Annotated in this window: 26 protein-coding genes and 3 tRNA genes; 24 read left to right on the top strand and 5 right to left on the bottom strand. The window is 73.6% G+C overall.

All coding sequences use genetic code 11. The annotated features are described in order from the left end of the window. The first annotated feature begins 507 nt into the window (after nucleotides 1–507). The 12 genes from O7546_RS30105 to O7546_RS30050 are packed head-to-tail and all read left to right on the top strand — an operon-like array spanning nucleotide 508 to nucleotide 9,456. Nucleotides 508–1,074 carry a hypothetical protein gene (locus tag O7546_RS30105; RefSeq protein ID WP_194802160.1) on the top strand — a complete coding sequence of 189 codons (567 nt, stop codon included), beginning with the start codon at nucleotides 508–510 and terminating at the stop codon, nucleotides 1,072–1,074. Then, a complete protein-coding gene (locus tag O7546_RS30100; RefSeq protein WP_281600306.1) occupies nucleotides 1,068–2,027 on the top strand; it encodes a hypothetical protein in 960 nt (319 codons plus the stop codon). Before O7546_RS30105 ends, O7546_RS30100 begins: the two co-directional genes overlap by 7 nt. After that, nucleotides 2,024–2,692 carry an SAF domain-containing protein gene (locus O7546_RS30095; RefSeq protein WP_262015953.1) on the top strand — a complete coding sequence of 223 codons (669 nt, stop codon included), beginning with the start codon at nucleotides 2,024–2,026 and terminating at the stop codon, nucleotides 2,690–2,692. Before O7546_RS30100 ends, O7546_RS30095 begins: the two co-directional genes overlap by 4 nt. After that, complete coding sequence (locus O7546_RS30090; RefSeq protein ID WP_194802163.1) at nucleotides 2,692–3,525, top strand: ParA family protein; 834 nt, start codon at nucleotides 2,692–2,694, stop codon at nucleotides 3,523–3,525. The genes O7546_RS30095 and O7546_RS30090 overlap by 1 nt, the downstream gene beginning before the upstream one ends. Further along, complete coding sequence (locus O7546_RS30085; RefSeq protein WP_194802164.1) at nucleotides 3,515–5,053, top strand: CpaF/VirB11 family protein; 1,539 nt, start codon at nucleotides 3,515–3,517, stop codon at nucleotides 5,051–5,053. The genes O7546_RS30090 and O7546_RS30085 overlap by 11 nt, the downstream gene beginning before the upstream one ends. Before the next feature lie 41 nt (nucleotides 5,054–5,094). Further along, nucleotides 5,095–5,949 carry a type II secretion system F family protein gene (locus O7546_RS30080; protein ID WP_269698186.1) on the top strand — a complete coding sequence of 285 codons (855 nt, stop codon included), beginning with the start codon at nucleotides 5,095–5,097 and terminating at the stop codon, nucleotides 5,947–5,949. Further along, nucleotides 5,946–6,809: a type II secretion system F family protein gene (locus O7546_RS30075; RefSeq protein ID WP_194802166.1), complete on the top strand. Its 864-nt coding sequence runs from the start codon at nucleotides 5,946–5,948 to the stop codon at nucleotides 6,807–6,809. The genes O7546_RS30080 and O7546_RS30075 overlap by 4 nt, the downstream gene beginning before the upstream one ends. Before the next feature lie 25 nt (nucleotides 6,810–6,834). Further along, entirely contained in the window at nucleotides 6,835–7,044 is a 210-nt protein-coding gene (locus O7546_RS30070; protein ID WP_194802167.1) for a hypothetical protein, read from the top strand. After that, nucleotides 7,044–7,526, top strand: a complete 483-nt coding sequence (locus tag O7546_RS30065) for a TadE/TadG family type IV pilus assembly protein (protein WP_228532557.1) — start codon at nucleotides 7,044–7,046, stop codon at nucleotides 7,524–7,526. Before O7546_RS30070 ends, O7546_RS30065 begins: the two co-directional genes overlap by 1 nt. Beyond that, entirely contained in the window at nucleotides 7,523–7,996 is a 474-nt protein-coding gene (locus tag O7546_RS30060) for a TadE/TadG family type IV pilus assembly protein (protein ID WP_194802168.1), read from the top strand. The genes O7546_RS30065 and O7546_RS30060 overlap by 4 nt, the downstream gene beginning before the upstream one ends. Beyond that, nucleotides 7,993–8,424, top strand: a complete 432-nt coding sequence (locus O7546_RS30055; protein WP_269697967.1) for a pilus assembly protein TadG-related protein — start codon at nucleotides 7,993–7,995, stop codon at nucleotides 8,422–8,424. The genes O7546_RS30060 and O7546_RS30055 overlap by 4 nt, the downstream gene beginning before the upstream one ends. 15 nt (nucleotides 8,425–8,439) lie before the next feature. Then, a complete protein-coding gene (locus O7546_RS30050) occupies nucleotides 8,440–9,456 on the top strand; it encodes a LysM peptidoglycan-binding domain-containing protein (protein WP_269697966.1) in 1,017 nt (338 codons plus the stop codon). 1 nt (nucleotide 9,457) lies between these two features. Here O7546_RS30050 and O7546_RS30045 read toward each other — a convergent pair whose 3' ends face one another. After that, nucleotides 9,458–10,309: a Rieske 2Fe-2S domain-containing protein gene (locus O7546_RS30045; RefSeq protein WP_135242775.1), complete on the bottom strand. Its 852-nt coding sequence runs from the start codon at nucleotides 10,307–10,309 to the stop codon at nucleotides 9,458–9,460. Nucleotides 10,310–10,419: 110 nt separating this feature from the next. Here O7546_RS30045 and O7546_RS30040 point away from each other — a divergent pair, with 110 nt between their 5' ends. Genes O7546_RS30040 through O7546_RS30030 form a run of 3 tightly spaced genes read left to right on the top strand, consistent with a single transcriptional unit; the run spans nucleotide 10,420 to nucleotide 11,856 of the window. Further along, the gene (locus tag O7546_RS30040) at nucleotides 10,420–10,629 is read left to right on the top strand and encodes a type II toxin-antitoxin system VapB family antitoxin (protein WP_194802171.1); all 210 of its coding nucleotides are present in this window, start codon (nucleotides 10,420–10,422) and stop codon (nucleotides 10,627–10,629) included. Beyond that, nucleotides 10,626–11,051: a PIN domain nuclease gene (locus O7546_RS30035; RefSeq protein WP_194802172.1), complete on the top strand. Its 426-nt coding sequence runs from the start codon at nucleotides 10,626–10,628 to the stop codon at nucleotides 11,049–11,051. The genes O7546_RS30040 and O7546_RS30035 overlap by 4 nt, the downstream gene beginning before the upstream one ends. A gap of 40 nt (nucleotides 11,052–11,091) precedes the next feature. Continuing rightward, nucleotides 11,092–11,856 (top strand): crotonase/enoyl-CoA hydratase family protein, encoded by a 765-nt coding sequence (locus tag O7546_RS30030; protein ID WP_194802173.1) that lies wholly within the window; start codon nucleotides 11,092–11,094, stop codon nucleotides 11,854–11,856. Nucleotides 11,857–11,860: 4 nt separating this feature from the next. On the opposite strand, the gene O7546_RS30025 is transcribed toward O7546_RS30030, so the two are convergent. Beyond that, complete coding sequence (locus tag O7546_RS30025; RefSeq protein ID WP_194802174.1) at nucleotides 11,861–13,345, bottom strand: FAD-dependent oxidoreductase; 1,485 nt, start codon at nucleotides 13,343–13,345, stop codon at nucleotides 11,861–11,863. Between the two features lie 91 nt (nucleotides 13,346–13,436). On the opposite strand from O7546_RS30025, the gene O7546_RS30020 reads away from it, so the two are divergent. After that, a complete protein-coding gene (locus O7546_RS30020) occupies nucleotides 13,437–14,537 on the top strand; it encodes a serine hydrolase domain-containing protein (RefSeq protein ID WP_281600305.1) in 1,101 nt (366 codons plus the stop codon). A gap of 375 nt (nucleotides 14,538–14,912) precedes the next feature. Here O7546_RS30020 and O7546_RS30015 read toward each other — a convergent pair whose 3' ends face one another. Both O7546_RS30015 and O7546_RS30010 read right to left on the bottom strand, forming a co-directional pair. Next, nucleotides 14,913–16,235, bottom strand: coding sequence for a deoxyribodipyrimidine photo-lyase (locus O7546_RS30015; RefSeq protein ID WP_194802176.1), 1,323 nt, complete (start codon nucleotides 16,233–16,235; stop codon nucleotides 14,913–14,915). Then, the gene (locus O7546_RS30010) at nucleotides 16,232–17,158 is read right to left on the bottom strand and encodes a phytoene/squalene synthase family protein (protein WP_194802177.1); all 927 of its coding nucleotides are present in this window, start codon (nucleotides 17,156–17,158) and stop codon (nucleotides 16,232–16,234) included. Before O7546_RS30010 ends, O7546_RS30015 begins: the two co-directional genes overlap by 4 nt. 65 nt (nucleotides 17,159–17,223) lie before the next feature. Here O7546_RS30010 and O7546_RS30005 point away from each other — a divergent pair, with 65 nt between their 5' ends. From O7546_RS30005 to O7546_RS29970, 8 genes are all read left to right on the top strand, one after another. After that, nucleotides 17,224–18,378, top strand: coding sequence for a polyprenyl synthetase family protein (locus O7546_RS30005; RefSeq protein WP_194802178.1), 1,155 nt, complete (start codon nucleotides 17,224–17,226; stop codon nucleotides 18,376–18,378). Between the two features lie 29 nt (nucleotides 18,379–18,407). Beyond that, nucleotides 18,408–19,889, top strand: coding sequence for a phytoene desaturase family protein (crtI, locus tag O7546_RS30000; RefSeq protein WP_194802179.1), 1,482 nt, complete (start codon nucleotides 18,408–18,410; stop codon nucleotides 19,887–19,889). Beyond that, nucleotides 19,886–20,479: an isopentenyl-diphosphate Delta-isomerase gene (gene idi / locus O7546_RS29995; protein WP_194802180.1), complete on the top strand. Its 594-nt coding sequence runs from the start codon at nucleotides 19,886–19,888 to the stop codon at nucleotides 20,477–20,479. Before crtI ends, idi begins: the two co-directional genes overlap by 4 nt. Next, a complete protein-coding gene (locus tag O7546_RS29990) occupies nucleotides 20,469–21,416 on the top strand; it encodes a MerR family transcriptional regulator (RefSeq protein WP_194802181.1) in 948 nt (315 codons plus the stop codon). Before idi ends, O7546_RS29990 begins: the two co-directional genes overlap by 11 nt. A 76-nt stretch (nucleotides 21,417–21,492) precedes the next feature. Further along, entirely contained in the window at nucleotides 21,493–22,281 is a 789-nt protein-coding gene (locus tag O7546_RS29985) for a polysaccharide deacetylase family protein (protein ID WP_281600304.1), read from the top strand. Between the two features lie 143 nt (nucleotides 22,282–22,424). Next, a tRNA-Glu gene (locus O7546_RS29980) sits at nucleotides 22,425–22,497 on the top strand. A gap of 33 nt (nucleotides 22,498–22,530) precedes the next feature. Then, a tRNA-Asp gene (locus O7546_RS29975) sits at nucleotides 22,531–22,604 on the top strand. A gap of 76 nt (nucleotides 22,605–22,680) precedes the next feature. After that, nucleotides 22,681–22,754 (top strand) — tRNA-Phe (locus tag O7546_RS29970). Between the two features lie 63 nt (nucleotides 22,755–22,817). Here the strand turns inward: O7546_RS29970 and O7546_RS29965 are convergent. Next, nucleotides 22,818–23,714, bottom strand: coding sequence for a LysR substrate-binding domain-containing protein (locus tag O7546_RS29965; protein ID WP_281600303.1), 897 nt, complete (start codon nucleotides 23,712–23,714; stop codon nucleotides 22,818–22,820). Nucleotides 23,715–23,741 lie beyond the last annotated feature (27 nt).

The following is a 23,741-nucleotide window of genomic DNA, read 5'->3' as shown; positions in this document are numbered from 1 at the left end:
ATTTATCGATCGCGCGGATGTGACGGGGGAAGCCCGCGGCGGCGTGCGGCGCGACGCGCGACAGGCCGGGACGGGCCACGGCGTGGGCGCTGCCGAACCGGCGGGACGGATCGGACGAGCGGCACACTCCCCACCCATACCGGCGGCCTGTCGGCACCGCCGCGGGGCGTACGGGTGAGCACACACCAGCCGGCCCGGAACCCCGCCGAAGCCCGCTCGTCACCGTGGTGACACACACCGGCCACCACCTCCCGTCTTCACTCACCGTGTTCACGTGAATTGCCTCTGTTGCATCGGCGGACGTGAGCCTATGCTCGCCCCTTGGGTACGACGCAACCCCCGATCAATTGGCGTCGGAGGAGCAAGGGCACAGAATCCGCAGCGATCAGTACAGGTAAATACAAGTGGTGGCGACGGGGGCCCGGAGTGACAGTTCCGGGCGCGCTTCCGCATGCCCGGAGCGGGTCGGCGTGATCGCCCCGGGCCGGCACCGAGGAGGGATCGGCGTTGCGCACACGGCAATCCCGCCGATGGGAAATCTTCCTGCTCAGCCTCGTGCTGGTGGTCGGCTCGACCGGCTGCGGCACCGAGCCGGAGGCGGCGACCGGTCCGCTGACCGGCCGCGCCGCCGCACCCGCCGCCCATTCCAGCGCCGAGGAAGACGCGGCCGGAAAAGCGGCTCTGGCCGCCTATTCCGGCTATCTCGACGCGTCCCGGGCGGCCAGTGCGCGCAGCGATCCGTCCCATCCCGCTCTGACCCGTTTTCTGGCTGATCCGCTGCTGACTCGGGTCCGAATGGCGATTCTCGACGCGAAGGAGCACGGCGCGATGCGTACCGGGAAACTGCTCTCCGACCCCGAGGTCGTGTCGGTCGACCTGACCGCGCGCCCGCCCACCGTCGAGATCCAGGACTGCCTGGACGCGAGCGGCTACCGGCTCGTCTACGCCAAGGACCGCAAGGCCGTGCCCGGCACGCGCGGCGGGCGCTACCTGGCCACCGCCACTGCGGTCCGGTACCCGGACGGCCGGTGGCGCGTCAACGGCGGCGCCGCGCACCAGGACCAGCCGTGCTGACCTGGGGAGGAAGGGGTGTCCCGGCCCGGCCGGCCCGGGCCGGGACGCTCCGCCGGCTGCTGCTCGCCGCCGGCCTGGCCGCGCTGCTGACGCTCACCGGCGCACCCGCCCGCGCCGCCGATCCGGGCGGCTCGTGCCCGCCGGAACAGACCGACTGCGACGTCTGGGACGACGACCCCGGCATCCCCGGCGGACCGGGTGGGCCGGGTGGCGGCGGAGACAACGGCGGCGGGGGCGGCAACGGCGGCAGCACCCCGAAGTGCCAGTGGAACGGCCGGGCCATCCCCTGCTACAACGCGGCGCTCGGCTGGTTCAACAACGCCGACGGCTGCTACTACAAGCTCGCCGAGCCGCAGAACGAAGCGCCTCCCGGCAAGCAGTGGTACCAACTGACCTGCAACGGCGGCGACACCAGCCCGGGCAGCATGCGCCAGGAACTCCTGGACGCCCCGCCGCCCGGCTACGGCGCGCCGCCGGACCCGGAGGAACTGGCCCGCCGCGCGCTGGCCTCGATCTCCCTGCTCCCGCCCCGGGCCGCCGTCGCGCCCCGGCGCAGTCAGGGCCCCGGCCTGGTCGGGCTGCCCGTCTGGATGTGGGCCAGCCCGGGCGAGGCGTACTTCGGGCCGCTGTCCGCGTCCGCCTCCGACCGGGGGCTGACCGTGGAGATCACCGCGAAGGTGGACCGGATCGTCTGGCACATGTCCGACGACATCGACGTCACCTGCGACGGACCGGGCACGCCGTACCGGGCGAACGGGCCGAGGGCCGGCTCCACCTCCCCGGACTGCGGCCTCGACCAGGGCTATCCGGAGGCCGGCACCTACGAGGTGAGCGCCACGACGTTCTGGACCGTCGAGTGGTCCGGCGGCGGCGAGAGCGGCGTGATCGCCCAGAGCCGGTCCAGCGGCGTCGTCTCGGTACAGATCAACGAGCTTCAGGTGGTGACCCGATGAGTGTCGTGGCAGCCCGCAACGGAACCCCGGTGGAGGCACCCGTCGCACCGCCGAAGGTGGTCCGGCAACGACGCGTCCGACCCGGCCTGCTCGGCCTGGCAGTCCTGCTGATCGCCCTCGGCGGTCTGGGCGCCGCGTTCGCTGTCACCTCGGTCCGCTCCACCGGCACGTACCTGGCCGTGGCCCGGGCGGTCGACGTGGGACAGCAACTCAGCGCCGACGACCTGGTGCCGGTACGCGTCTCCGGCGGCCGCGAACTCCGGCCGGTGCCTGCCGACCGGATGGACGAGGTGCTGGGGTTGCGGGCGGCCGTCCGGCTCACCCCGGGCACGCTGCTCACCGAGGCGCAGCTCACCGAGGCCCCGCTGCTCGGCGCCGGGCAGCAGCAGATCGCGCTGGGGCTGAAACCCGAGCAGGTGCCGGCCCGCAAGCTGCACCCCGGCGACAAGGTGCTGCTGGTCAGCACACCCTCGAACGCCACCGGAGGCGGCTCGGAGGCGTCCCGTGGCGGCGGCACCCGGTTCGAGGGCACCGTGATCGACACCGCCACGCCGCAGAACGGCGACGTGGTGGTCTACCTGGCGCTTGCCGTGCGGGACGTGCCCGCTGTCGTGGCGCTCGCCGCCGACGACCGGATCGCGCTCGTGCTCACCGAGGCGGCCTGATGGCGATCATCGCCCTGGTCTCGGCGAAGGGGTCGCCGGGCGTCACCACCGCCGCGCTCGCCGCCGCGCTGAGCTGGCACCGGCGGCTCGTGCTGGCCGAGTGCGACCCGGCGGGCGGCTCGATCCTCGCCGGTTACCTCGGCGGGGCGCTGGACGGCCCGCGCGGCATCGGTGAGCTGGCCGTGGGCGAGCTGCGCGACGGCAGCCTGGAGCACGCGTTCTGGTCCCAGCTGGTCGACCTGGACGCGCCCCGCCGCGAACGGCTGCTGCTGCCCGGCGTGGTGGACCCGGCCCAGGCCGGCAGCGTGATCCCGCTGTGGCAGCGTTTCGCCGACTACTTCACCGGGCTGGAGCGGGGCGAACCGCCGTACGACGTGCTGGTCGACTGTGGCCGGCTGGCGGTGGGCGGTCCACCGTGGCCGCTGCTGCGGGCCGCCGCCGTGGTGCTGCTCGTCACCCGCGCGCACCTGCCCGACCTCTCCGCCACCAGGGCCACCGCCCGCGCGATCGAACGGGACCTCACCGAGCACCGCCTACCGCCCGGCACGCTGCGGCTCCTCGTCGTCGGGGACGGGCACGGCACCAGCGAGATCAGCAAGGCGCTCCGGCTGCCGGTGATCGCCCGCCTGCCGCACGACCCGCGTACCGCCGAGGTGCTCGCCCACGGCGGCACCGTACGGGCGAACCGGCCGCTGATGCGCGCGGCCGGCGCCCTGGAGGTGCCGGTACGGGCGCTGCTGGACCGGCGGCGCGCCCGGCTGGCCTGGCCCGGGGCGACCACACCGCGCGCGGTGACCGCGCCGAGCGTGCCGGGGGTGTCCGGTGCGGTTTGAGCCGGTCTCCCACGACCCGCGCGTCCAGCAGCCGGGCGTCGTCTCCACCGTCCCGCCGCTGGCCCCGCCGAACGGGCGGCACCACGTACCCGGTCCGATGCCCGCCGCGTCGGCGCCACCGCCACGCCCCCGGGTCGACTTCGCAGTGGTCCGCGAGCTGCGCCGGGAACTGAGCGAGCGGCTCACCCACTGGCAGCGCGGACGCGAGTTCGACGCCGACGCCGAGGAGGTCGAGCGCGCCCGGCTGGCGGTAGCCGTGGTGTCCGCGTACGCCGACTCGGTACGCCGGGCCGGCACCCCGATGGCCGCCGACGAGGAGCGGCTGCTGCTCGACCAGGTGACTGCCGAACTCGTCGGGCTGGGCCGGCTCCAGACGCTGCTCGTCGACGACAGCATCGAGGAGGTGCACATCCTCGGCTGCGACCAGGTGCGCATCACCCGGCACGGCGGCGGCGTCGACTGGGCCGAGCCGATCGCCGAGACCGACGACGAACTGGTGGAGATCCTCCAGGCCGCGGCCCGCCGGGCGGGTGCCACCGAGCGGTCGCTGTCCACCTCGAAGCCCACGCTCGACCTGCAACTTCCCGACGGCAGCCGGCTCGCCGCCGTGTTCCTGGTCAGCCACCGCCCGTACGCGGTGATCCGCAAGCACAACACGCTCGAAGTGAGCCTGGAGGACATCGCGGGCGGCCGGCCCGACCTGGACGAGATGATCGACCCGCTGCTGCGCGACTTCCTCCGCGCGTCCATGCGGGCCGGGCTGAACATCATGGTCGCCGGGCTCGCCGGGGCCGGGAAGACCACAGTCATCCGCGCGCTGATGGACGAGATCCCGGCCGACGAACCGTACGTGCTGCTGGAGGAGAGCCGGGAACTGCTGCCGGCCCGGCGCGGGCACAAGCACCGGGCGGTGATGAGCTTCGAGTCCCGGGAGGGGCACGGCGAGCGCGGCGCGGACGGGCGGCCGGCGGGTGAGGTCAGCATCGCCGACCTGATCCCGGTGTCGCTGCGCATGGGCGTGCTGCGGATCATCGTCGGCGAGGTGCGGTCCCGTGAGATCGTGCCGATGCTCCAGGCGATGACCACCAGCCGCGGGTCGATGTGCACCATCCACGCGCGTACCCCCTCGGGGGTGAGCGAACGCATCATCGAGCTGGCGCTGTCGCACGGCCGGGAGATGACTGTCGACCAGGCCCGCCGGATGGCCGGCAACGCGCTCGACCTGATCGTCTACGTGACGGTCGAGGACGAGACAGCGATCGGCGGGCGCAAGCACCGGTTCGTCTCGCACGTCGAGGAGGTCATCGGCGTCGGCGAGGGCAACCGGATCACCACGACCACCGTCTTCGGCCCCGGCCCGGACGGCCGGGCGGTCCCCCGTCACCTGCCCGAACGCATCCGCGACCAACTGCTGCGCGTCGGCTACGACGCCCGCCTGCTCACCCGGTTCGTCGAGGCAGGCATGGGCGCGTGGCGGCGTCCCCGGCACACCCGCCTCGGGGCGCGGCCGAACGGAGGCCCGGCGTGACGCAGATCGAACTGATCGCCCTGGTCTCCGGCGCCGCGTGCATGGCCGGGCTGGTGCTGACAGTCGTCGCGCTCGTCGGCACCCGGCGGCCACCGGGTCCGGCACCCGGTACCGGGCCGGGCCTGAGCCGGCTCTGGACCGGCTCCGGCGCGAGCCGCGCCGACCAGCGCCGCTACCAGCTCCTGCTCGGCGCCGCTGTGGTCGCCGGGGCGGCGGCGTTCCTGCTCACCGGGCTGCCGGTGGTCGGCCTGCTGGTGGCGCTGGCGGTGCCGGGCGTGCCGTGGCTGTTCGCGGTCGGCCGGGCCGAGCAGCGGGCCATCGCCCGGGTCGAAGCCGTAGGCGAGTGGACCCGCCGGCTCAAGGACATCTCGGCCACCGGCCAGGGACTCCAACAGGCGATCATCGGCACCATCGCCACCGCGCCGGAGGAGATCCAGGAGGAGGTACGCACACTCGCCGCCCGCCTCCAGGCCGGCTGGCTGGCCCGCTCCGCGCTGCTCGCCTTCGCCGACGAGATCGCCGATCCGGTCGCCGACCAGGTGGTGGCCGCGCTGATCCTGCACCTCACCGACCGGGGCGAGCGCCTCGGCGACGTGCTCGGGTCGATCGCCGGCGCCGCCTCGGCCGAGGTGGCGACCCGGCGCGAGGTCGAGGCGAAGCGCACCCAGCCCCGGTTCGCGGTCCGCTTCCTCACCGGCATGACGCTGGCGACGCTCGCGTACGGGCTGGTGAACAGCGACTACATCCGTCCCTACGGGACGGTGACGGGTCAGCTCGTGATGGCGGTGCTCGGTGCGGCGTTCGTCGGCCTGCTGGTCTGGGTGCGCTCGATGAGCCAGCCGCCCCGGCCGGCGCGGTTCCTGCCGGCGCCCGACCTGGACGAGGCGATCGCATGATCCTCAACTGGCAGATGGCGATCGGGGTGCTCGGCGGGTGCGCGGTCGGGCTCGGGCTGTTCCTGGTCGTCCGCGAGGCGCTGCCGGCCACCCCGGCGCTCGGCCCGGCGCTGCGCCGGCTGCACCAGCCGCCCGGTCAGGCCCCGGCCGTCGGTGCCGGGCCGGACTGGCTCGGCGGGTTCGCCCGCTGGCTGCGCCCGCCGCACCGGCAACTCGCCCTGCTCGACCGCACCCCCGAGCAGTACGCGCTGTCGGTGCTGCTGTCCGCGCTCATCGGGTTCGCCACCCCGGCGGTCGCCTCGGCGGTGCTCTTCGTCGGCGGGGTGGCGCTGCCGGTGGCCGTACCGGTGGTGGCCAGCCTGGGCCTGGCGCTCGGCGCCGGGCTGCTCGCGCACCGCGCGGTCCTCGCCAAGGCCGACGCCGCCCGGGACGAGTTCCGGCAGGCGGTCTGCACCTACCTCGACCTGGTGGCGTTGCAGCTGTCCGCCGCGCACGGCCCGGTGCAGTCGCTGGAGCGCGCGGCGGCGGTCTGCGACGGCTGGGTCTTCGACCGGATCCGGGAGGCGCTGCGGCTCGCCCAGCTCCAGATGCACTCGCCCTGGGACGAGTTGCAGGAACTGGCCGAGCGGATCGGCATCCCGGAGCTGGGCGACGTGGGCGCCATCATGCGCTCCTCCGGCAGCGAGGGCGCCCAGGTGCACGAGACGTTGCGGTCCCGTGCCGACTCGCTGCGCGACCAGATCCGTACCGACAACCTGGCCCGGGCCGAGGGGGTCACCAGCAAGTTGGACATCCCCGGCTCGCTGCTGGTGTTCGTCCTGCTCGGCTTCGCCGTCTATCCGTTCCTCGCCCGTCTGTGAACCCACCTTCGAGAAGGAGACGACCATGCACCTCTACGCCTACCTGTACGTGGCGGTGAGCACCCGCCTCGCCGAGCTGCGCCGCGACTCCGAGCGCGGCGACAGCCCGGTGCCGACCGCGGTGATCATCTTCGGCCTGGTCGCGGTGGCCATGGCGGTCACCGGGCTCGCCCTGGCCAAGGCGAACAACTGGATGAACGCCATCCCGGACAACACGGCGCCGCAGGCCCCGTGATGCAGCGCCCCGTCCGTACGGCCCGGAGCCGGCCGGCGTCTGCCGGCCGGCCCGCCGGTCCGCCCGGTCCGGGGCGGATCGCCGCTGCCCTGCGCGCCCGCCTGGCCGAGGGCGAGCGGGGCGCCAACCCGGTCGAGCTGGCCGTGGTGATGCCGGTGATCCTGGTGATGTTGTTCGGCTCGATCCAGGTCGCCGTCTGGTTCGTGGCCCGGTCCACCGCGCTGAACGCCGCGCAGACCGCTGTGAACGCGCAGCGCACGATCGACGCCGGGCCGGACGCCGGCCGGCAGCGGGCGATCAGCTTCCTGCAACAGTCCGGGGACTGGCTGGTCGGCTGGGAGCAGACCGGCCCGACCTGCGTCGAGAGCGCCACCGGCGTCACCTGCACGGTGCAGGGACGCTCCCTGTCGGTCATCCCGGGCGTCTCGTTCGAGGTCACGCAGACCGCGCACGGCCCGGCCGAACGCTGGACCACCGGATGAGCGGCGGGCCGCGGCGGGACCGGGGTTCCGTCTCGATCGAGGTGGCGGTGCTCGCGCCCGCCTTCATCGGACTGATGGTGCTGGCCGGGGTCGCCGGGCGGACCGCGATCGCGGACGAGGCGGTGGAGTCGGCCGCCCACGACGCCGCCCGGGCCGCCTCACTCGCCCGCAACGCCGACGACGGTGCGGAGGCCGCCGAGGAGGCGGCCCAGGACCAGCTCGGCTGGGCGGGACTGAACTGCACCGGCCCACCCCAGATCGATCTCGCGGGCTCCGTGGCCGGGACGACGACGAGCTTCGCCGCCGCGTACGCAAGCGCCGCAGGCATGCCGGCGACCGTGACGGTCACGGTGACCTGCACCGTCTCCTTCGACGACCTGAGCGCGCCCGGCCTGCCCGGCGTGCCGGGCGGCAAGACCGTCTCGGCGAGGTTCACCTCGCCGCTGGACACGTACCGGAGTCGCGGATGACCGGGCGGCGCGAGGCGGAGAGCGGCCGGGTGAGCCTGTTCCTGGCCGTGGCGATGACGGGCGTACTGGCGATCATCGGCCTCGCCTACGACGGCGCGGGTCAACTGCGCACACTTCAGCGCGCGGACAACCTGGCCGCCGAAGCGGCCCGCGCCGGCGGCCAGATGATCGACCGCGCGCGGGCCATCGAGGGCGGCCCGAAGCAGATCGACCAGGTCGCCGCCCGCGCCGCTGTCGCCGCCTACCTGAACGCCGCGGGCGGCGTCCAGGACCACGAGGTCGAGTTCCCGGTGGTCGGCACCGAGACCCAGATCCGGGTGAGCGTGCAGATCACCTACAGCCGGGACCTGCTGAGTCTGTTCGGCGTGCAAGAGACCGCCACCGTCACCGGTGAGGCCACCGCTCGGGCCCTCACCGGACCACCGTAGGAAGGGAAGGCCGCCATGCGCGCACCCCGACGCTCCCCCGTCCGCCGCGCCGGCCAGGTTCTCACCGGCCTCGGCGCTCTCGTCGTGCTCGTCGGCGTGCTGGCCGGCGGGCCGGTCGCGCTGCTGGCGTTCGCCGGCAACCCGCTGCCGGATCACCTGCCCACGCTGGCCGAGGTCGGTACGGCGTTGACCAGCCGCGACGACGGTCAACTGTTCCTGCGCGCGCTGGCGGTGGTGGGCTGGTTCGGCTGGGCCACGTTCGCGTTCTCCGTCGTGGTGGAGCTGCTCGCGGCGGCGGTACGCCGGCCGGCGCCGAAGCTGCCCGGCATGCACCGCCAGCAGAAGGCCGCAGCCGCCCTCGTCGGTTCGGTCGCGCTGATCCTGGTCGCGAGCCCGGCCGCGGCTAGTGCCGCCGCGCTGACCGCCCCGCAGCCGGCGGTCGCCGCCGTCACCTCACCGGCCGTGGCCGCGAGCCAGGTCGCGCCGCCGCCCCCGGTCGCGTCGCAGGCGGACGACCCGGCCGTGTACCGGGTGGCGAAGGGCGACTACCTGGGCGAGGTGGCGGATCGCTATCTGGACGACTTCGACAGGTACAAGGAGCTGGCCCGGCTGAACCGGCTCGCCGACCCGGACCGGATCCGCCCGGGTCAGCTCATCACGCTGCCGGACGGCGCGACGGATTCGGGTGCCCGGCGGCACGCCGCCGGACGGATCGTGGTCACCAAGCCGGCCGAGACGGCACCGGCGAAGCCGGGTGGCGGCGGCGCCTCGTCGACCACCCCGAAGGCGAAGCCCAAGCCCACGCCGCGCGACGCGACGCCCACCGTGGAGGCGCCCGTCGGTCAGCCGCCGGCCATGTCGGCGGGCGCGTCCCGGGCCACCGCCGAGGAGGGCATCAACCGTCCGCTCGCCATCTCGGCGGTGCTGGCCGTGGCGAGCATCGTCGGCGCGCAGATCGGCGCGCTGCTCGGGTTGCGTAAGCGGCCGGTGCCGGCCCGGGCGCTGTCCAGTGGGCGGCACCGGCGGGACTGACTCAGGGCAGCCGGGCCTCGACCCGGCCGGACACCACGCGGGTGGGCAGCACGACCTGGTCGTTGGCGGCCGGGCCGTGCACCACCTCGCCGCCGTCGAGCCGGAACGCGCTGCCGTGCCAGGGGCAGACCACACAGGCGTGGCCGTCGACCTGCTCGATCGTGCCCTCGCCGAGCGGGCCGCTCTGGTGCGGGCAGCGCTCCAGCATGACTGTGACGTCGTCGCCGTCCCGGTAGAGGATCACCGAGACGTCGTCGATCTTCTTGGTGACCAGTTCGTGCCGGGGCAGGCTGCTCAGGTCGCCGACCCGGTGCCAGCCGTCGCTGATCAGGTGCAGCTCGGAGACGCTCTGGCTGGCCTGGGCACCCTGCTTGTACGCGAGATGCCCACCCAGGTACGCCCCACCGCTCGCGGCGGACAGCCCCAGGTAGGACAGCGTCCGGCCGAGGCCGTGCCGCCCGTTGAGCCGGGCCGCCAGCGAGCCGGCGAACAACGCCAGGCCGACCGTGTTGGCGGCGGCATGCACCAGCCCGACCCGGCGCTGGTCCCGGGAGAGCGTGGCCCAGTCGTTGAGCCCGGCGACCGCCGCGGGCAGCGCGCTGACCGTACCGAGACCCACCAGGGCGGTGGCGGCGCGGCGCTGGCCGGGCAGCAGGTCCACCACGGCGGCGGAGATCCAGGCGCCGACCGGCACCTGCACCATCGCGGGGTGCAGCGGATGGCCGAGCCACACGCCGTGCAGCGCGTCGCGTACCCGCTGCGAGCGCAGCGTGCCCTGGACGGCGCGCTGCAACCGGTCACCCACCCGGTCGAGACCGGTGGCCTGTTCGAGCTTCGTCAGTAGTTCGCGCACCTGTTCCGACTTCCCGGCAGGAGAGCCCCCAAACCGGACGCCCCGGAATTCCCTCGCACGGAACCCCCGCTGGATATACTCGGGCGGCCGACTGTATATAGGGAGCTGCGATGACCAAGATCCTGGTGGACGTCGACGACGAGGCGCTTGCGGATGCCGCCGAGGCGTACGGCACGAAGACCAAGAAGGACACGGTGAACGTCGCGCTCCGCGAGGGCGCGGCAAGACTGCGCCGCGCCCGCGCGCTGGCGGAACTGGCCGAGCGCGGGCAGACCGGTGACTTCGACGAACTGCTCGACAAGGGCGCCTACCGCTCGTGAAGCTGGCCGACTACCTGATCGACACCAGTGCCCTGGTCCGGCTCCTGCGTGATCCCGACGTGCTGGCGCGGTGGGACCAGCAGGTGACAGCGGGCCTGCTCGCCGTGTGCCCCCTGGTCGAGCTGGAGTTCCTCTACACCGCCCGGTCCGTCGCCGACCGGACGCGCCTGGCGGAGCAGCTCCGGGCCGCCTTCGGCTGGGTGGTGATGCCGGACCGGATCTACGAGCGCGCCGCCGAGATCCAGGGCGAGCTGACCGCGCGGGGCACGCACCGCTCGGCGGGCGCCGTCGACCTGCTCATCGCCGCCACCGCCGAATACCACGGGCTTTCGCTGCTGCACTACGACCGGGACTTCGACCAGGTCGGCGCCGTCACCGGCCAGCCGATGCGCTGGCTGACCCGGCCCGGCACGATCAAATAGGCCGTAGCCACGACGGCGCCGTCGCGGGCATGCTGGGCCTATGGGGGTACGCGTCGAGCACGCCGGTGCCGTGACCACTGTGATCCTGGACCGGCCCGAGGCCCGTAACGCCGTGGACGGGCCGACCGCACGAGCGCTGGCCGACGCGTTCCGCGCGTTCGACGCCGACCCGGACGCGGCGGTGGGTGTGCTCTGGGGTGCGGGCGGCACGTTCTGCTCCGGCGCCGATCTCAAGGCCGTCGGCACGCCGCGCGGCAACCGGGTCGAGCCCGACGGCGACGGGCCGATGGGCCCCACCCGGATGCGGCTGTCCAAGCCGGTGATCGCGGCGATCTCCGGGTACGCGGTGGCCGGTGGGCTGGAGCTGGCGCTCTGGTGCGATCTGCGGGTCGCCGAGTCGGACGCCACGCTGGGCGTGTTCTGCCGCCGGTGGGGCGTACCGCTGATCGACGGCGGGACGGTCCGGCTGCCCCGGCTGATCGGGGAGAGCCGGGCGATGGACCTGATCCTCACCGGCCGTGCGGTGGGCGCCGACGAGGCGTACGCGATGGGTCTGGTCAACCGGCTGGTCGCGCCGGGTGAGGCCCGCGCGGCGGCCGAGGAGTTGGCCGCCGCTGTCGCCCGGTCTCCGCAGACGTGCCTGCGCAACGACCGGGCGGCGGTGCTGGACGGCGCGGGGCAGCCCGAGCCGGAGGCGATGGCGACCGAGCTGGCCTACGGCCTGGAGTCGCTGGCGGTGGACGGGGTACGCGGCGCAGGCCGGTTCGCCGACGGCGCCGGCCGGCACGGCGTGCCGGCCGGCTGAGGCCTCACTTCAGCGCGCGCAGCGCGTCCTCGATGGCCCTGTGGAACGTCGGGTACGCGTAGATCATGTGCCGGAGCTGGCTGATCGGCACCGCCGCGTGCACCGCCACGACGAGCGCGGAGAGCACCTCGCCGCCGGCCGGACCGGCCGAGGTGGCACCGACGAGGACGCCCTGGTCGGCGTCGGCGATCAGCTTGATGAACCCGGCGTTGCCGCTCTTGTGGATCCAGCCCCGGGCCGACGAGGTGAGGTCGGCGTACCCGACCTGGACGTTGACGCCGCGCTCGCGGGCCTGCTGCTCGGTGAGGCCGACCGCGCCGACCTCGGGGTCGGTGAACGTGACCCGGGGCAGCGCCCGGTAGTCGGCGACCGGGACGCTGCCCGGCGCGGCGGTCGACCCGCCCGCGCTCATCGCGCCGCCGACCGCGCTGACCACACCGGCCGCGCCGCCGACCACACTCGCGGTGCCGCTGGCATCAGGGCCGCCCTTGGTACGCCGCATGTGGTCGAGCACGTCCGCCACCACGATGCCGGCCTGGTACATGGCGATGTGGGTGAACGCACCCTCGCCGGTGAGGTCGCCGACCGCCCAGATCCCGTCGGTGACGTGCATCCGGTCGTTCACCGGCAGGTAGCGCTGCCCGGCGTCCACCCCGACGGTGTCCAGGCCCAGCTCCTCCAGGTGCGCCTTGCGGCCGGTCACCACGAGCAGCTTCTCGCCGGTGAACTCGGCGCCGTCGGCGTACACGGTGAACGCACCGCCGTCGTGGCCGACCCGGCCGGCCTTGGCCCCGGTGTGGATCTCCACCCCGTCGGCGCGCAGCGCGTCGGCGGCGAGCGCCGACGCCTCCGGCTCCTCGACCGCGAGCACCCGGTCGGCCGCCTCGATCACCGTCACCCGCACGCCGAACCGGGCGAAGACCTGTGCCAGTTCCAGCCCGATCGCGCCGCCGCCGAGCACCAGCAGCGACGCGGGCAGTTCCTCGACCTCGATGGCCTGGTGGTTCGTCCAGTACGGCGTGTCGGCCAGCCCGTCGATCGGCGGGACCGAGGGCCGGGTGCCGGTGCCGAGGACCACGCCGTAGCGCGCCTGGAACACCTGGTCGCCGACGCGTACCCGGTTCGGTCCGTCGAGCCGTCCGCTGCCCCTGACGAACCGGCCGCCCTTGCCGGTGAAGCGGTCCACCGCCACCTTGTCGTCCCAGGTGTCGGTGGCCTCGGCGCGGATCCGCTTCGCCACCGGCGCCCAGTCGGGCCGCACCTGGGCGGACCCGGCCAGCTCGTTGACCCGGTGCGCCTCGGCCAGCGCGTTCGCCGCCCGGATCATCATCTTGCTGGGCACGCACCCCCAGTAGGGGCACTCACCACCGACCAGGTCCCGTTCGATGCCGACCACGCTGAGGCCGGCCTCGGCGAGCCGCCCGGCCACCTCCTCGCCGCCGACGCCGAGCCCGACAACGACCACATCCACCAGCTCCGGCTCCGCCATTCCGCAAGCATTCCGTACCTTCGGGACACCGACCACCGCACCGGGCCCGAATTCCGCGCTCGTCACGAATGCCACCGCCTACGGTGGCCGCATGCACACGCGCTTCACTCCGGTCCGGGACTGTTTCCACGACCTGTTCGCCACCGGCCGGGAGACGGGCGCGTCACTGGCGGTGTGGCACGGCGGCGTACCGGTGATCGAGCTGGTGGGTGGCACCACCGCAGCGGTCCCGCCCGGCGTGGTCGTACCGGTTTCCGGGTCGGACCGGCCGTGGCGACCGGACACGCTCGTCGACGTCTACTCGACCGGCAAGCCGGTGGCCGCGCTCTGCCTGCTTCTGCTCGTCGACCGGGGCCGGGTCGACCTGGACGCGCCGGTCTCGGTCTACTGGCCGGGCTTCCGCGCCCCGGCCACCGTCCGGCAGGTGCTCGCCCACACCGCCGGGCTGCCCGCCTTCCCGGTGCCCCGGCCCGCCGCCGCCGTCGCCGACTGGGACCTGCTCTGCGCCGATCTGGCCGCCGCCGAGCCCGAGTGGACGCCGGGCGCCGTCGCGGCCGAGCACGCCTGGACGTACGGGCACCTGGTGGGCGAGCTGGTCCGCCGGGTGGACGGACGCTCGGTGGGCCGGTTCCTGGCCGAGGAGATCGCCGGACCGTGGCGCCTGGACCTCGCCTTCGGACTGGGCGAGGCCGACCGGCGGCGGTGCGCCGATCTGTCGTACGCCGATCCGGCCTGGCCGGACGCGATGCGCGGCGAGCCGGGCTCGTTGCGGGCGCGGGCGCTGGACAACCCGCCGGGCGGGCGCGACGTGGCGATGGTGAACAGCGAGCTGTGGCGCGCCGCCGAGATCCCGGCGGTGAACCTGCACGCCACCGCCGCCGGGCTCGCCCGGCTGTACGCGGGCCTGCTCGCCGGCGGCACGCTGGACGGGGTACGCCTGTTCAGCCCGGAAGTGGTCGCCGAGGCGACGCGGGTGCAGTATTCCGGCCCGGACCTGCTGCTGGACCGGCCGGTGGACTGGACGCTCGGCATGCAGTGGGAGCCGGACGGCAGCTGGGGCATGGGCGGGATCGGCGGCAGCAGCGCCTGGGCCGACCCGGAACGCGGCTACACCTTCGCGTACGCGACCGCCCGGCTGGCCGACCACGACCGCGTGGAGGACCTGGTCGAGGCGTTGCACTCCTGCCTCTGACCGACCGTCACAGTCGGTGACTGCCGGGCGTCGTCACGCAGCGCATTCGAGCCGGCCGGGCAGCCTGGACTCCCCTTTCCGCCTTGCTCTGCAGCCATCGGCGCAGCATCGCGTTGAGCAGGGGTTTCCTCGCAGGTCCGAAAACCGCGCGGGGCCCCGACGGTCACGTTCCGCAACCGGTGCGGATATGGCTGCAGAGCAAAGGGGACCAGAGGTGAACGGCGTCGGCGGGGAACCCGATCACCTACGGTAACCAAGGAAGTCGGCCTGCGACGCGCGGGAGGTCTGCGCCGGCGGCGTTCGTGATCGTGCGCGGGCGACGCATCTGGCGCGACCGCCCGCGCGTCCGCGCAAGCCGGCGGGCGGCGGGCGGCGTCAGCGGAGCCAGACCGGGTCGGCGCCCGGCACCTCCAGCGGTGGCGGGTAGTCGAGCGTGCGGCGTACCTCGTCTGGCAGCCGCCACGGCTGGTGGACCGCCTTGCCCGCCACCGACGCCAGCTCGGGCACCCAGCGCCGCACGTACGCGCCGTCGGGGTCGTAGCGCTCGGCCTGCCGTACCGGGTTGAAGCCGCGGTACGGCCGGGTGTCGTTGCCGGTGCCGGCCACCCACTGCCAGTTGCCCGAGTTGTTGACCCGGTCGCCGTCGAGCAGCCACCGGAAGAAGACCTCCAGGCCGGGCCGCCAGTCCAGCCCGAGGTGCTTGGTCAGGTAGCCGGCGGTGATCAGCCGCGCCCGGTTGTGCATCCAGCCCTCGGCGCGCAACTGGCGCATGCCCGCGTCCACGATCGGCATGCCGGTCCGCCCCTCGGCCCAGGCGTCGAACGCGTGCGCGTCGTCGCGCCAGTCCTCGCGCGCACCGCGGCGGTAGGCGACAGTGGACAGGTCGGGGAAACCGGCCACCACCTGGTGGTAGAAGTCGCGCCAGCAGAGCTGCCTGACGAACGGGCCGTCCCGGTCACCGGCCCGGTTCGCCACGGCCAGCGGCGACACGCACCCGAAGCGCAGGTACGGGCTGAGCCGCGAGGTCTCGTCGCCGGCCATGTCGTCGTGGATGTCGTCGTACCGATCGAGGGTGGGCAGCCAGGCGGTGAGCCGGCGCCTGGCGACGGCCTCGCCACCGACGGCGGCGTCCGGGCTGTCGCCAGTCGGCGGATCCGGCAGCCGGCCGGGGTCGACGCCGTCGGACAGCCGGACCTGCTTCGGGGCGGCCAGCTCATCCCGCCACCGCACGCCCTGCCAGACGCGGAAGTAGGGGCTGAAGACGCGGTAGTGGTCGCCGCCGCCGGGGCGCAGCGCACCGGGCTCGACGATCGTGAGGCCGGGGAACACGCGCAGGAACATCCGGTGCCTGTCGCACTCGGCGCGCAGCCGCCGTTCCCGGCGGTGGGCGTAGCGGCTCACGTCGGCGGAGAGCCCGATGCCCTCGGCGCCCACCTTCCGGGCCAGCTCGATTGTTTCGGCCACCGGGTCGCCGCGCCTGATCACCAGGTCCCCACCGCGTGTGCGGAGCGCCTCACGCAGGTCGGCCAAGCTCTGATGCAGGAACCGGGTGCGGTTCGGCGAGAGCTTCTGCAACGCCGGATCGAGCACGTAGAGCGGCACCACCCGGTCGAACGCGGAGCAGGCGGCGGCGAGCGCCGGGTGGTCGTGCACCCGCAGGTCACGGGTGAACAGCACGACCGCCGTGCGGCCGGTCATCCGGCCAGGGCCGGTTCCAGGGCCGGGCCGGGCACCCGCACCGGCGTGCCCGACGGGGTGAGCAGCGCCCGCGCGGCCACCGCCATCCGGCGCCGCTGCGGCACCAGGGCACGCCGCACGAAGACGTCGTAGTCCTGGGCGGCCACCTCGTCGAGGATGCCTCCGTAGAGCGCGTACGCGGTGCGCATGCACGCCTGCGAGGCGGGATCGAGCAGCGGGATGCCCGGTGCGGCGGCGACGTAGTGGGCCTGGGCGCGGGTCACCTCGTACTCGATCAGCTCGCGGATGCGCGGCGTGGTGCGGCCGGCGGCCTTTGCGGCGAGCAGGTCGTCGCGGGTGAGGTCGAACTTGGCCATGTCCTCGTCGGGCAGGTACGTCCGGCCCCGGTCGAGGTCCTCGGAGACGTCCCGGATGAAGTTGGTGAGCTGGAACGCGAAGCCGAGCTGGCGGGCGGGCTCGCGGGCGGCGGCCGGGTCGGAGCTGCCGAGGATCGGCAGCATCATGGTGCCGATGACAGCGGCCGAGCCCTCCATGTAGTCGAGCAGGTCGTCGTAGGTCGGGTACGACATGACCGTCAGATCCATCGCCATGCTGCGCAGGAACGACGCGAAGTCGTCGCGGTCCAGGTCGAACACGGCAATGGTGTGCAGCACCGCGGGGAGCAGCGGGTCGTCGACCGACGCACCGTGCAGCCCGGCGACGAATCGATCCGACCACTCGCGCAGCCGGGCGGCGCGCTCGGCCGGCGGCAGGTCCTCGGTGCGGTCGACGATCTCGTCCGCGTAGCGGGTGAAGCCGTACAAGGCGTGCACATGCCGCCGTTTCCAGGCGGGAAGCAGCCGGGTGGCGAGATAGTAGGTACGGCCGTGACGCCGGTGCAGCTCGCGGCAACGGTCATAGGCAGCGGTCAGATCCGTGTCCATCGGCCCCTCCTCAGTTTCGACGCAGCAATCGACGCAACTCGTAACCCTAGGGTACGCTCCCCCACATGGCCAACGACGCAGTTGCGGGTAATGCGCTCCGCGTCGCGCCGGCTCAGGCCGGGGCGACGGACGATCCGGTCCGCGGCGTACTGGCCGCGTTCACGAAAGACCTGATCAAAGGGGTCGACGAGACGCTGGCGGCGTTCCTGGCCGCAGAAGTCGAATCACTCACCGAGATCGACGCAGCGATGGGTGGTTTCGCCGCGACGGCACGTGACTGCGTGCTGGCCGGCGGCAAACGGGTCCGCCCCACGTTCGCGTACTGGGGATGGCGGGGTGTGGTCGGCGGTGAGGAACCGCTGAGCTCGGTGCTCCCCGCGCTGTCCGCGCTCGAACTCCTGCACACGTTCGCGCTGGTCCACGACGACGTGATGGACGCCTCCGACACCCGGCGCGGGCTGCCCACCGCGCACCGGGCCGCCGCCGCCCGGCACCGGGCCGCCGGGCACACGGGCGACCCCGACCGGTACGGCGAAGCCGTCGCCGTCCTCATCGGCGACCTGTGCATGGTGTGGGCCGACCGGCTCATGGCACACGCGGCGGTCCCGGCGGACCGGCTGCTCGACGTGCGCCGCTGCTACGACCAGATGCGGGTCGAGACGGTCGCCGGGCAGTTCCTGGACGTGCTCGGCGAGAACGACTCGGCGAGCTGGACCGTCGACCGGGCGCTGCGGGTGGCCCGCTACAAGACCGCCAGCTACACCGTCCAGCGCCCGCTGCTGTTCGGCGCCTGCCTGGCCGGCACCGACGCGGACGACCCGCTCATCGCCGCGTACACCAGGTACGGGCTGGCCGTCGGCGAGGCGTTCCAGCTCCGCGACGACCTGCTGGGCGTGTACGGCGACCCGGAGACCACCGGCAAGCCGGCCGGGGACGACCTGCGTACCGGCAAGCCGACAGCGCTGCTGATGCTGGCCCGGCAGCTCGCCGACCCGGCGCAGCGCCGCGCGTTGGAGCGGGCCGGCTCGGTCACCGCGGCACACGAGGTGGACCGGCTGGCCGACGTGGTCCGGGACACCGGCGCCACCGCCCGGGTGGAGCGGATGATCTCCGACCGGGTGACCGAGGCGCTCGCCGCGCTCGGCACCGCACCGATCGACGAGACCGCGCGCACCGCGCTGACCGGCCTCGCCACCGCCGCCACGGCGCGGCGGGCATGATGAGCAACTTCGTGAGCAAGGGGGCCGGAATGCGTACCGTCAAGGGACGGACCGACCGGGTGGTAGTGGTCGGCGCCGGGCTGGGTGGGCTGGCCTGCGCGCTGCACCTGGCCGGCAGTGGCCGGCAGGTGACGGTGCTGGAACGCGAGCCGGTGCCGGGCGGCCGCGCCGGGCGGCTCAGCGTCGACGGGTACGAGTTCGACACCGGCCCGACCGTCCTCACCATGCCCGACCTGATCGCCGAGGCGCTCGGCGCGGTGGGTGAGGAGCTGACCGACTGGCTCGACCTGACCCCGCTCGACCCGGCGTACCGCGCCTACTACCCGGACGGGTCGACGCTCGACGTCATCACCGACACCACCCGGATGGCCGCCGAGATCGCCCGCGTCTGCGGCCCCCGGGAGGCCGACGGCTACCTGCGTTTCGTCGACTACGCGCGCAACCTCTGGCAGTGGGAACGGGCCGACTTCATCGAGCGCAACCTCGACGCGCCGACCGACCTGCTCACCGGCAACCTGCTGAAGCTGTTCGCGAGCGGCGCCTTCCGGCGGCTCCAGACGAAGATCAACCAGTTCTTCCGCGACCCGCGTACCCAGCGGATCTTCTCCTTCCAGGCCATGTACGCGGGCCTGTCGCCGCACGACGCGCTGGCGATCTACGCGGTCATCGCGTACCTCGACTCGGTGGCCGGTGTGTGCTTCCCGCGCGGCGGCATCCACGCGGTCTCCCGCGGGATGGCCGGCGCGGCCGAGAAGCACGGCGTGCAGATCCGGTACGGCACCACGGTGACCCGGGTGGAGACCGCCAACGGCCGCGCCACCGGCGTCGTCACCGCGGACGGCGACTTCATCCCCGCCGACACGGTGGTGCTCAACCCGGACCTGCCGGTCGCCTACCAGGACCTGCTGCCGCCCAGCCGGCAGCGCAAGCTGACCTACTCGCCGTCCTGCGTGGTGCTGCACATCGGTTCGACGCAGGGCTATGGCAAGATCGCCCACCACAACATCCACTTCGGGCGCTCCTGGAAGGGGACGTTCGACGAGGTGATCCGGCGAGGCGAGCTGATGACCGACCCGTCGCTGCTGGTGACGAACCCGAGCCGCACCGACCCGTCGGTGGCGCCGGCCGGGAAGCACACCTACTACGTGCTGGCCCCGGTGCCGAACCTGGAGCGGGCGCCGTTCGACTGGACCGGCGACCTCACCCAGCGGTACGCCGACCAACTCGTGAGCACGCTGGAGGAGCGCGGCTACGTCGGCTTCGGCGACGGCATCGAGGTGATGCGGGCGGTCACCCCGGCCGACTGGGCGGCGCAGGGCATGGCCGCCGGCACCCCGTTCGCCGCCTCGCACAGCCTCTTCCAGACCGGCCCGTTCCGCCCCTCCAACCTGCACCGGACGCTGGAGAACGTGGTGTTCGTCGGCTCCGGCACGCAGCCCGGTGTCGGCGTGCCGATGGTGCTGATCAGCGGCAAGATCGCCGCAGCCCGGGTCACCGGGGCGATGTCGTGAGCGAGCGGGAGACCCACCTGGTCGAGCTGGTCGACGACGACGGCCGGGTGCTCGGCGAAACCACCGTGGCGGCCGCCCACCAGCCACCCGGGCGGTTGCACCGCGCCTTCTCGGTGCTCCTGGTCGACCCCGACGGGCGGGTGCTGTTGCAGCAGCGGGCCGCGGTCAAGACGCGGTTCCCGCTGCGCTGGGCGAACTCCTGCTGCGGGCACCCGCTGCCCGGCCAGTCGCCGGCCGAGGCCGCCAACCGGCGGCTCGCCGAGGAACTCGGCGTCGATCCGGTCGACCTCACCGAGGTCGGCGTGTACCTCTACTACGCCGAGGACCCGGCTACCGGACGGGTCGAGTTCGAGTACGACCACGTGCTGCGCGCCGACGTACCCGCCGACCTGGTCACGCGGCCCGACCCGGACGAGGTGGCCGACCTGCGCTGGGTCGACCCCGGCGCGGTGGTCGGCGACCTGGACGCCCACCCCCGTGAGTACGCCCCGTGGCTCGGCGGCGTGGTCAACCGGCTGCTGCACCCCACCGACGCGTCCCGGCCGGGCGTAGCGGCCACCGAGGCACCGGAGCGGTCGGGTGGCCGATGAGGCGCTGAGCGCGGGGGCCGTCGCACGCCGACTGGGTGTGGCGGTCACCACGCTGCGTACCTGGCACCAGCGCTACGGTCTCGGCCCCAGCGAGCACGTGCCGGGTCACCACCGGCGGTACACGCCCGCCGACCTCGCCCGCCTGGAGATCATGCGCCGGCTGACCACCGAGGGGGTGGCGCCCGCCGAGGCCGCCCGCTGGGCCCGGCAGGCGCCGGCCGTGCCGCCCCCGGAGCGGCTCGGCCTCAAGGCGAGGGCCTCGACGGTACGCGACGGCGGCGGCACCACCATCCCGGTCGGCCGGGCCGGGCCGGCGGCGCGCGGGCTGGCTCGTGCCGCCATGCGGCTGGACTCGGTGACCATCGGCCGCACCATCGCCGACGCGCTGGCCGCCGACGGGGTGGTGGCGACCTGGGAAGGGCTGCTGCGGCCCGTGCTCGCCGGCATCGGGGAGCGGCACGCCGCCACCTCCGCGCTGATCGAGGTGGAACACCTCATGTCCCGGTGCGTCTCCGAGGCGTTCGCCACAGTGGCACGGGCGCACCCGATGACCGGGCCGCCCCGGATCCTGCTCTCCTGCGCCGACGAGGAGCAGCACTCGCTGCCGCTGGAGGCGCTCGCCGCCGCGCTGGCCGAGGTCGGTGTGAGTTATCGCATGCTCGGTGCCCGCGTACCGGTGCCGGCCCTGGTCGAGGCCGTCAACCGGACCGGTCCGGCGGCCGTGGTGCTCTGGTCGCACATCCGGGCGACGGCCGACCCGTGCCAGCTCACCGCGCTGCTGGCGGTGCCGCGCCGGCCGCTGCTGGTACTCGCCGCCGGGCCCGGCTGGCGGGCCGACTCGCTGCCGGCCGGGGTGGTCCGGCCGGTGGACCTGGCCGAGGCGTTGTCGCTGGCCGTGGCCGTGCGGGACTCGCTGGACCAGTCGACGACGAGCTGAGCCCCTCTCCCGTTCCGGGTCGGCGTCCACTACGGTCGGAAAGTCCGTCTGACCCCGACCCCTCCGGGAGCGACGAATGCGTCCACGCGCCCTGTCGGCGCTCGCCCTGGGCCTGGTGCTCCTCGTCACCGGCTGCGGCAAGGCCGGCAAGTCACCCGAGAAGGCCGCCGCACCGCCGTCGGCCTCCGCGTCGCCGTCCCCGACGCCGGTGACGAAGCCCTCACCGACCCACACCACCCCCGCGAAGCCCAAGCTGCGCCCGGTGCCGAAGAAGCTGCCGGCCGGGCTGCACCGGGCCAGCGGGAGCAGCGGCGTGGCGCTCACCTTCGACGACGGGCCGGATCCCCGGTACACCCCGCAGATCCTGGCCCAGCTCCGGGCGGCCCGTGTGAAGGCCACCTTCTGCGTCGTCGGCAAGCAGGCCAAGCGCTACCCGGAGCTGGTGGCCCGGATCGTCCGGGAGGGTCACCAGCTCTGCAATCACAGCTGGCACCACGACGTGAACCTGGGCCGGCGCTCCGCCGCCGAGATCCGATCCGACCTGGAACGGACGAACGAGGCGATCCACGCCGCCGCGCCCACGGCGCCGATCACCTGGTTCCGGCAGCCCGGTGGCCGCTGGACGGCCGAGGAGGTCGTGATCGCCAAGCAGATGGGCCTGCGCCCGCTGCACTGGAGCGTGGACCCGCAGGACTGGGACCACCCACCGGCGAAGACGATCATCAAGCGGGTGAAGGGCGCCACCCGGCACGGTTCGGTCGTGCTGATGCACGACGCAGGGGGCGACCGGGCCCAGACGATGGCCGCGTGCCGACACCTGATCCCGGACATCAAGCGGCGGTACGGCATCGCCCTACCCCGCTGACCTGCGGTTATACCCGGTCCCACAGCCATCCCCATACCGGTTTTGTCGTCCGCGCAGGCATGACATATGCTTCTCCTGCCTCCGGCGGGGCCGGATGGGAGCAAGTCCGCTTGAAGTTGCGAGTGTGCGATGATGGCGGGGCCGCCCTCATCGTCTAGCGGCCCAGGACGCCGCCCTTTCAAGGCGGTAGCACGGGTTCGAATCCCGTTGGGGGCACGGTCCGGCTCGCGCCGGATGCAACACCAGCCAGGTCCTGTGGAGCAGTTGGAGTGCTCGCCGCCCTGTCAAGGCGGAGGTCGCGGGTTCAAGTCCCGTCAGGACCGCAAGCGCTGACGCCGCGCAGCTCGATGCGCGGCGTTCTGCGTATCGGCCCGTGCGGTAGCATGTGCCGAGCACCACGGCCAGGTAGCTCAGTTGGTACGAGCGTCCGACTGAAAATCGGAAGGTCGGCGGTTCGACCCCGCCCCTGGCCACATAGCCTTTCGCCGGGCTACAGGAGCGCCGATCAGCGGAGACGCCGGTCGGCGTTCTGCTTTTCAGCCCAGGTGGGCCGCCTCCACCCGCAGATGCTCGAGGAAGTGCGTGACGGCCGGCGACGGCGTCCTGCCCCGCATGGTCGCCGCGAATATCTGCCGTACCGACTCGTCGTCCGGATGCAGGCGTAGCAGTGCGATGTCCGGCGGGGTTCCGCGTACCGCCAGGGCCGGAACCAGAGCCACCCCCAACCCGGCGGCGACGCATCCCAGCTTGCCGGTCCACTCGGCCGCGACGATGTCGACGCGCGGTGAGAGACCGCTGGGCAGGCTTGCCCGGAGCAGGCTGTTCTCCGCGGTGGCCGAGCCCACGACGAACGCGTCCTCGGCGAGGTCCGCCAGGCGCACCGAGCGGCGGTGCGCGAGCCGGTGGTCACGTGCGACCGCGACCAGGAGCCGCTCGTCGAGCAGATGTCGCAGGTCGAATCGTTCGCGGTCCAGTTCGCCCGTGGGCGAGGCGCTGACCACTGCCACATCCGCCTCCTCCGCGAGCAAGCGCTCCAGCAGTTGCGGCGTCACCCCCTCGACCAGCGACAGCGAGATCTCGGGGTGGTCCGAGCGGAACGACGCCATCGCCCGGGGTACGAGAGCCGCGACAGCGGTCGGGAAGGCGCCCACACGCAGCCGCCCTCGGCCGAGCCCGCGCAGGTCGTCGAGGTCACGCCGGGCCGCGGCGAGCCGGTCGAGGACCGCCTCGGCGTGCGGGAGCAGCTCTCGTCCCTCCTCGGTGAGGGCGACGCCGCGGGGCAGCCGGTCGAAGAGCCGAGCGCCGATGTCGGCCTCCAGCGCGGCGATCTGCCGGGAGACAGCCGACTGGGTGAAGCTGAGAGCGCGGGCGGCGGTCGTGATCGAGCCGTGCCGCGCGACGGTGCGGAACACCTCCAGCAGCTGAGTCTCCATGCCAGGCATGTTAGTCACGCATGGCAG

It is taken from the genome of Micromonospora sp. WMMA1976, assembly GCF_027497335.1.
Taxonomy (GTDB): Bacteria; Actinomycetota; Actinomycetes; order Mycobacteriales; family Micromonosporaceae; genus Micromonospora; species Micromonospora aurantiaca.
The sequence above is the reverse complement of the archived record's forward strand: the minus strand, read 5'-3'. Positions and strand labels throughout refer to the sequence as shown.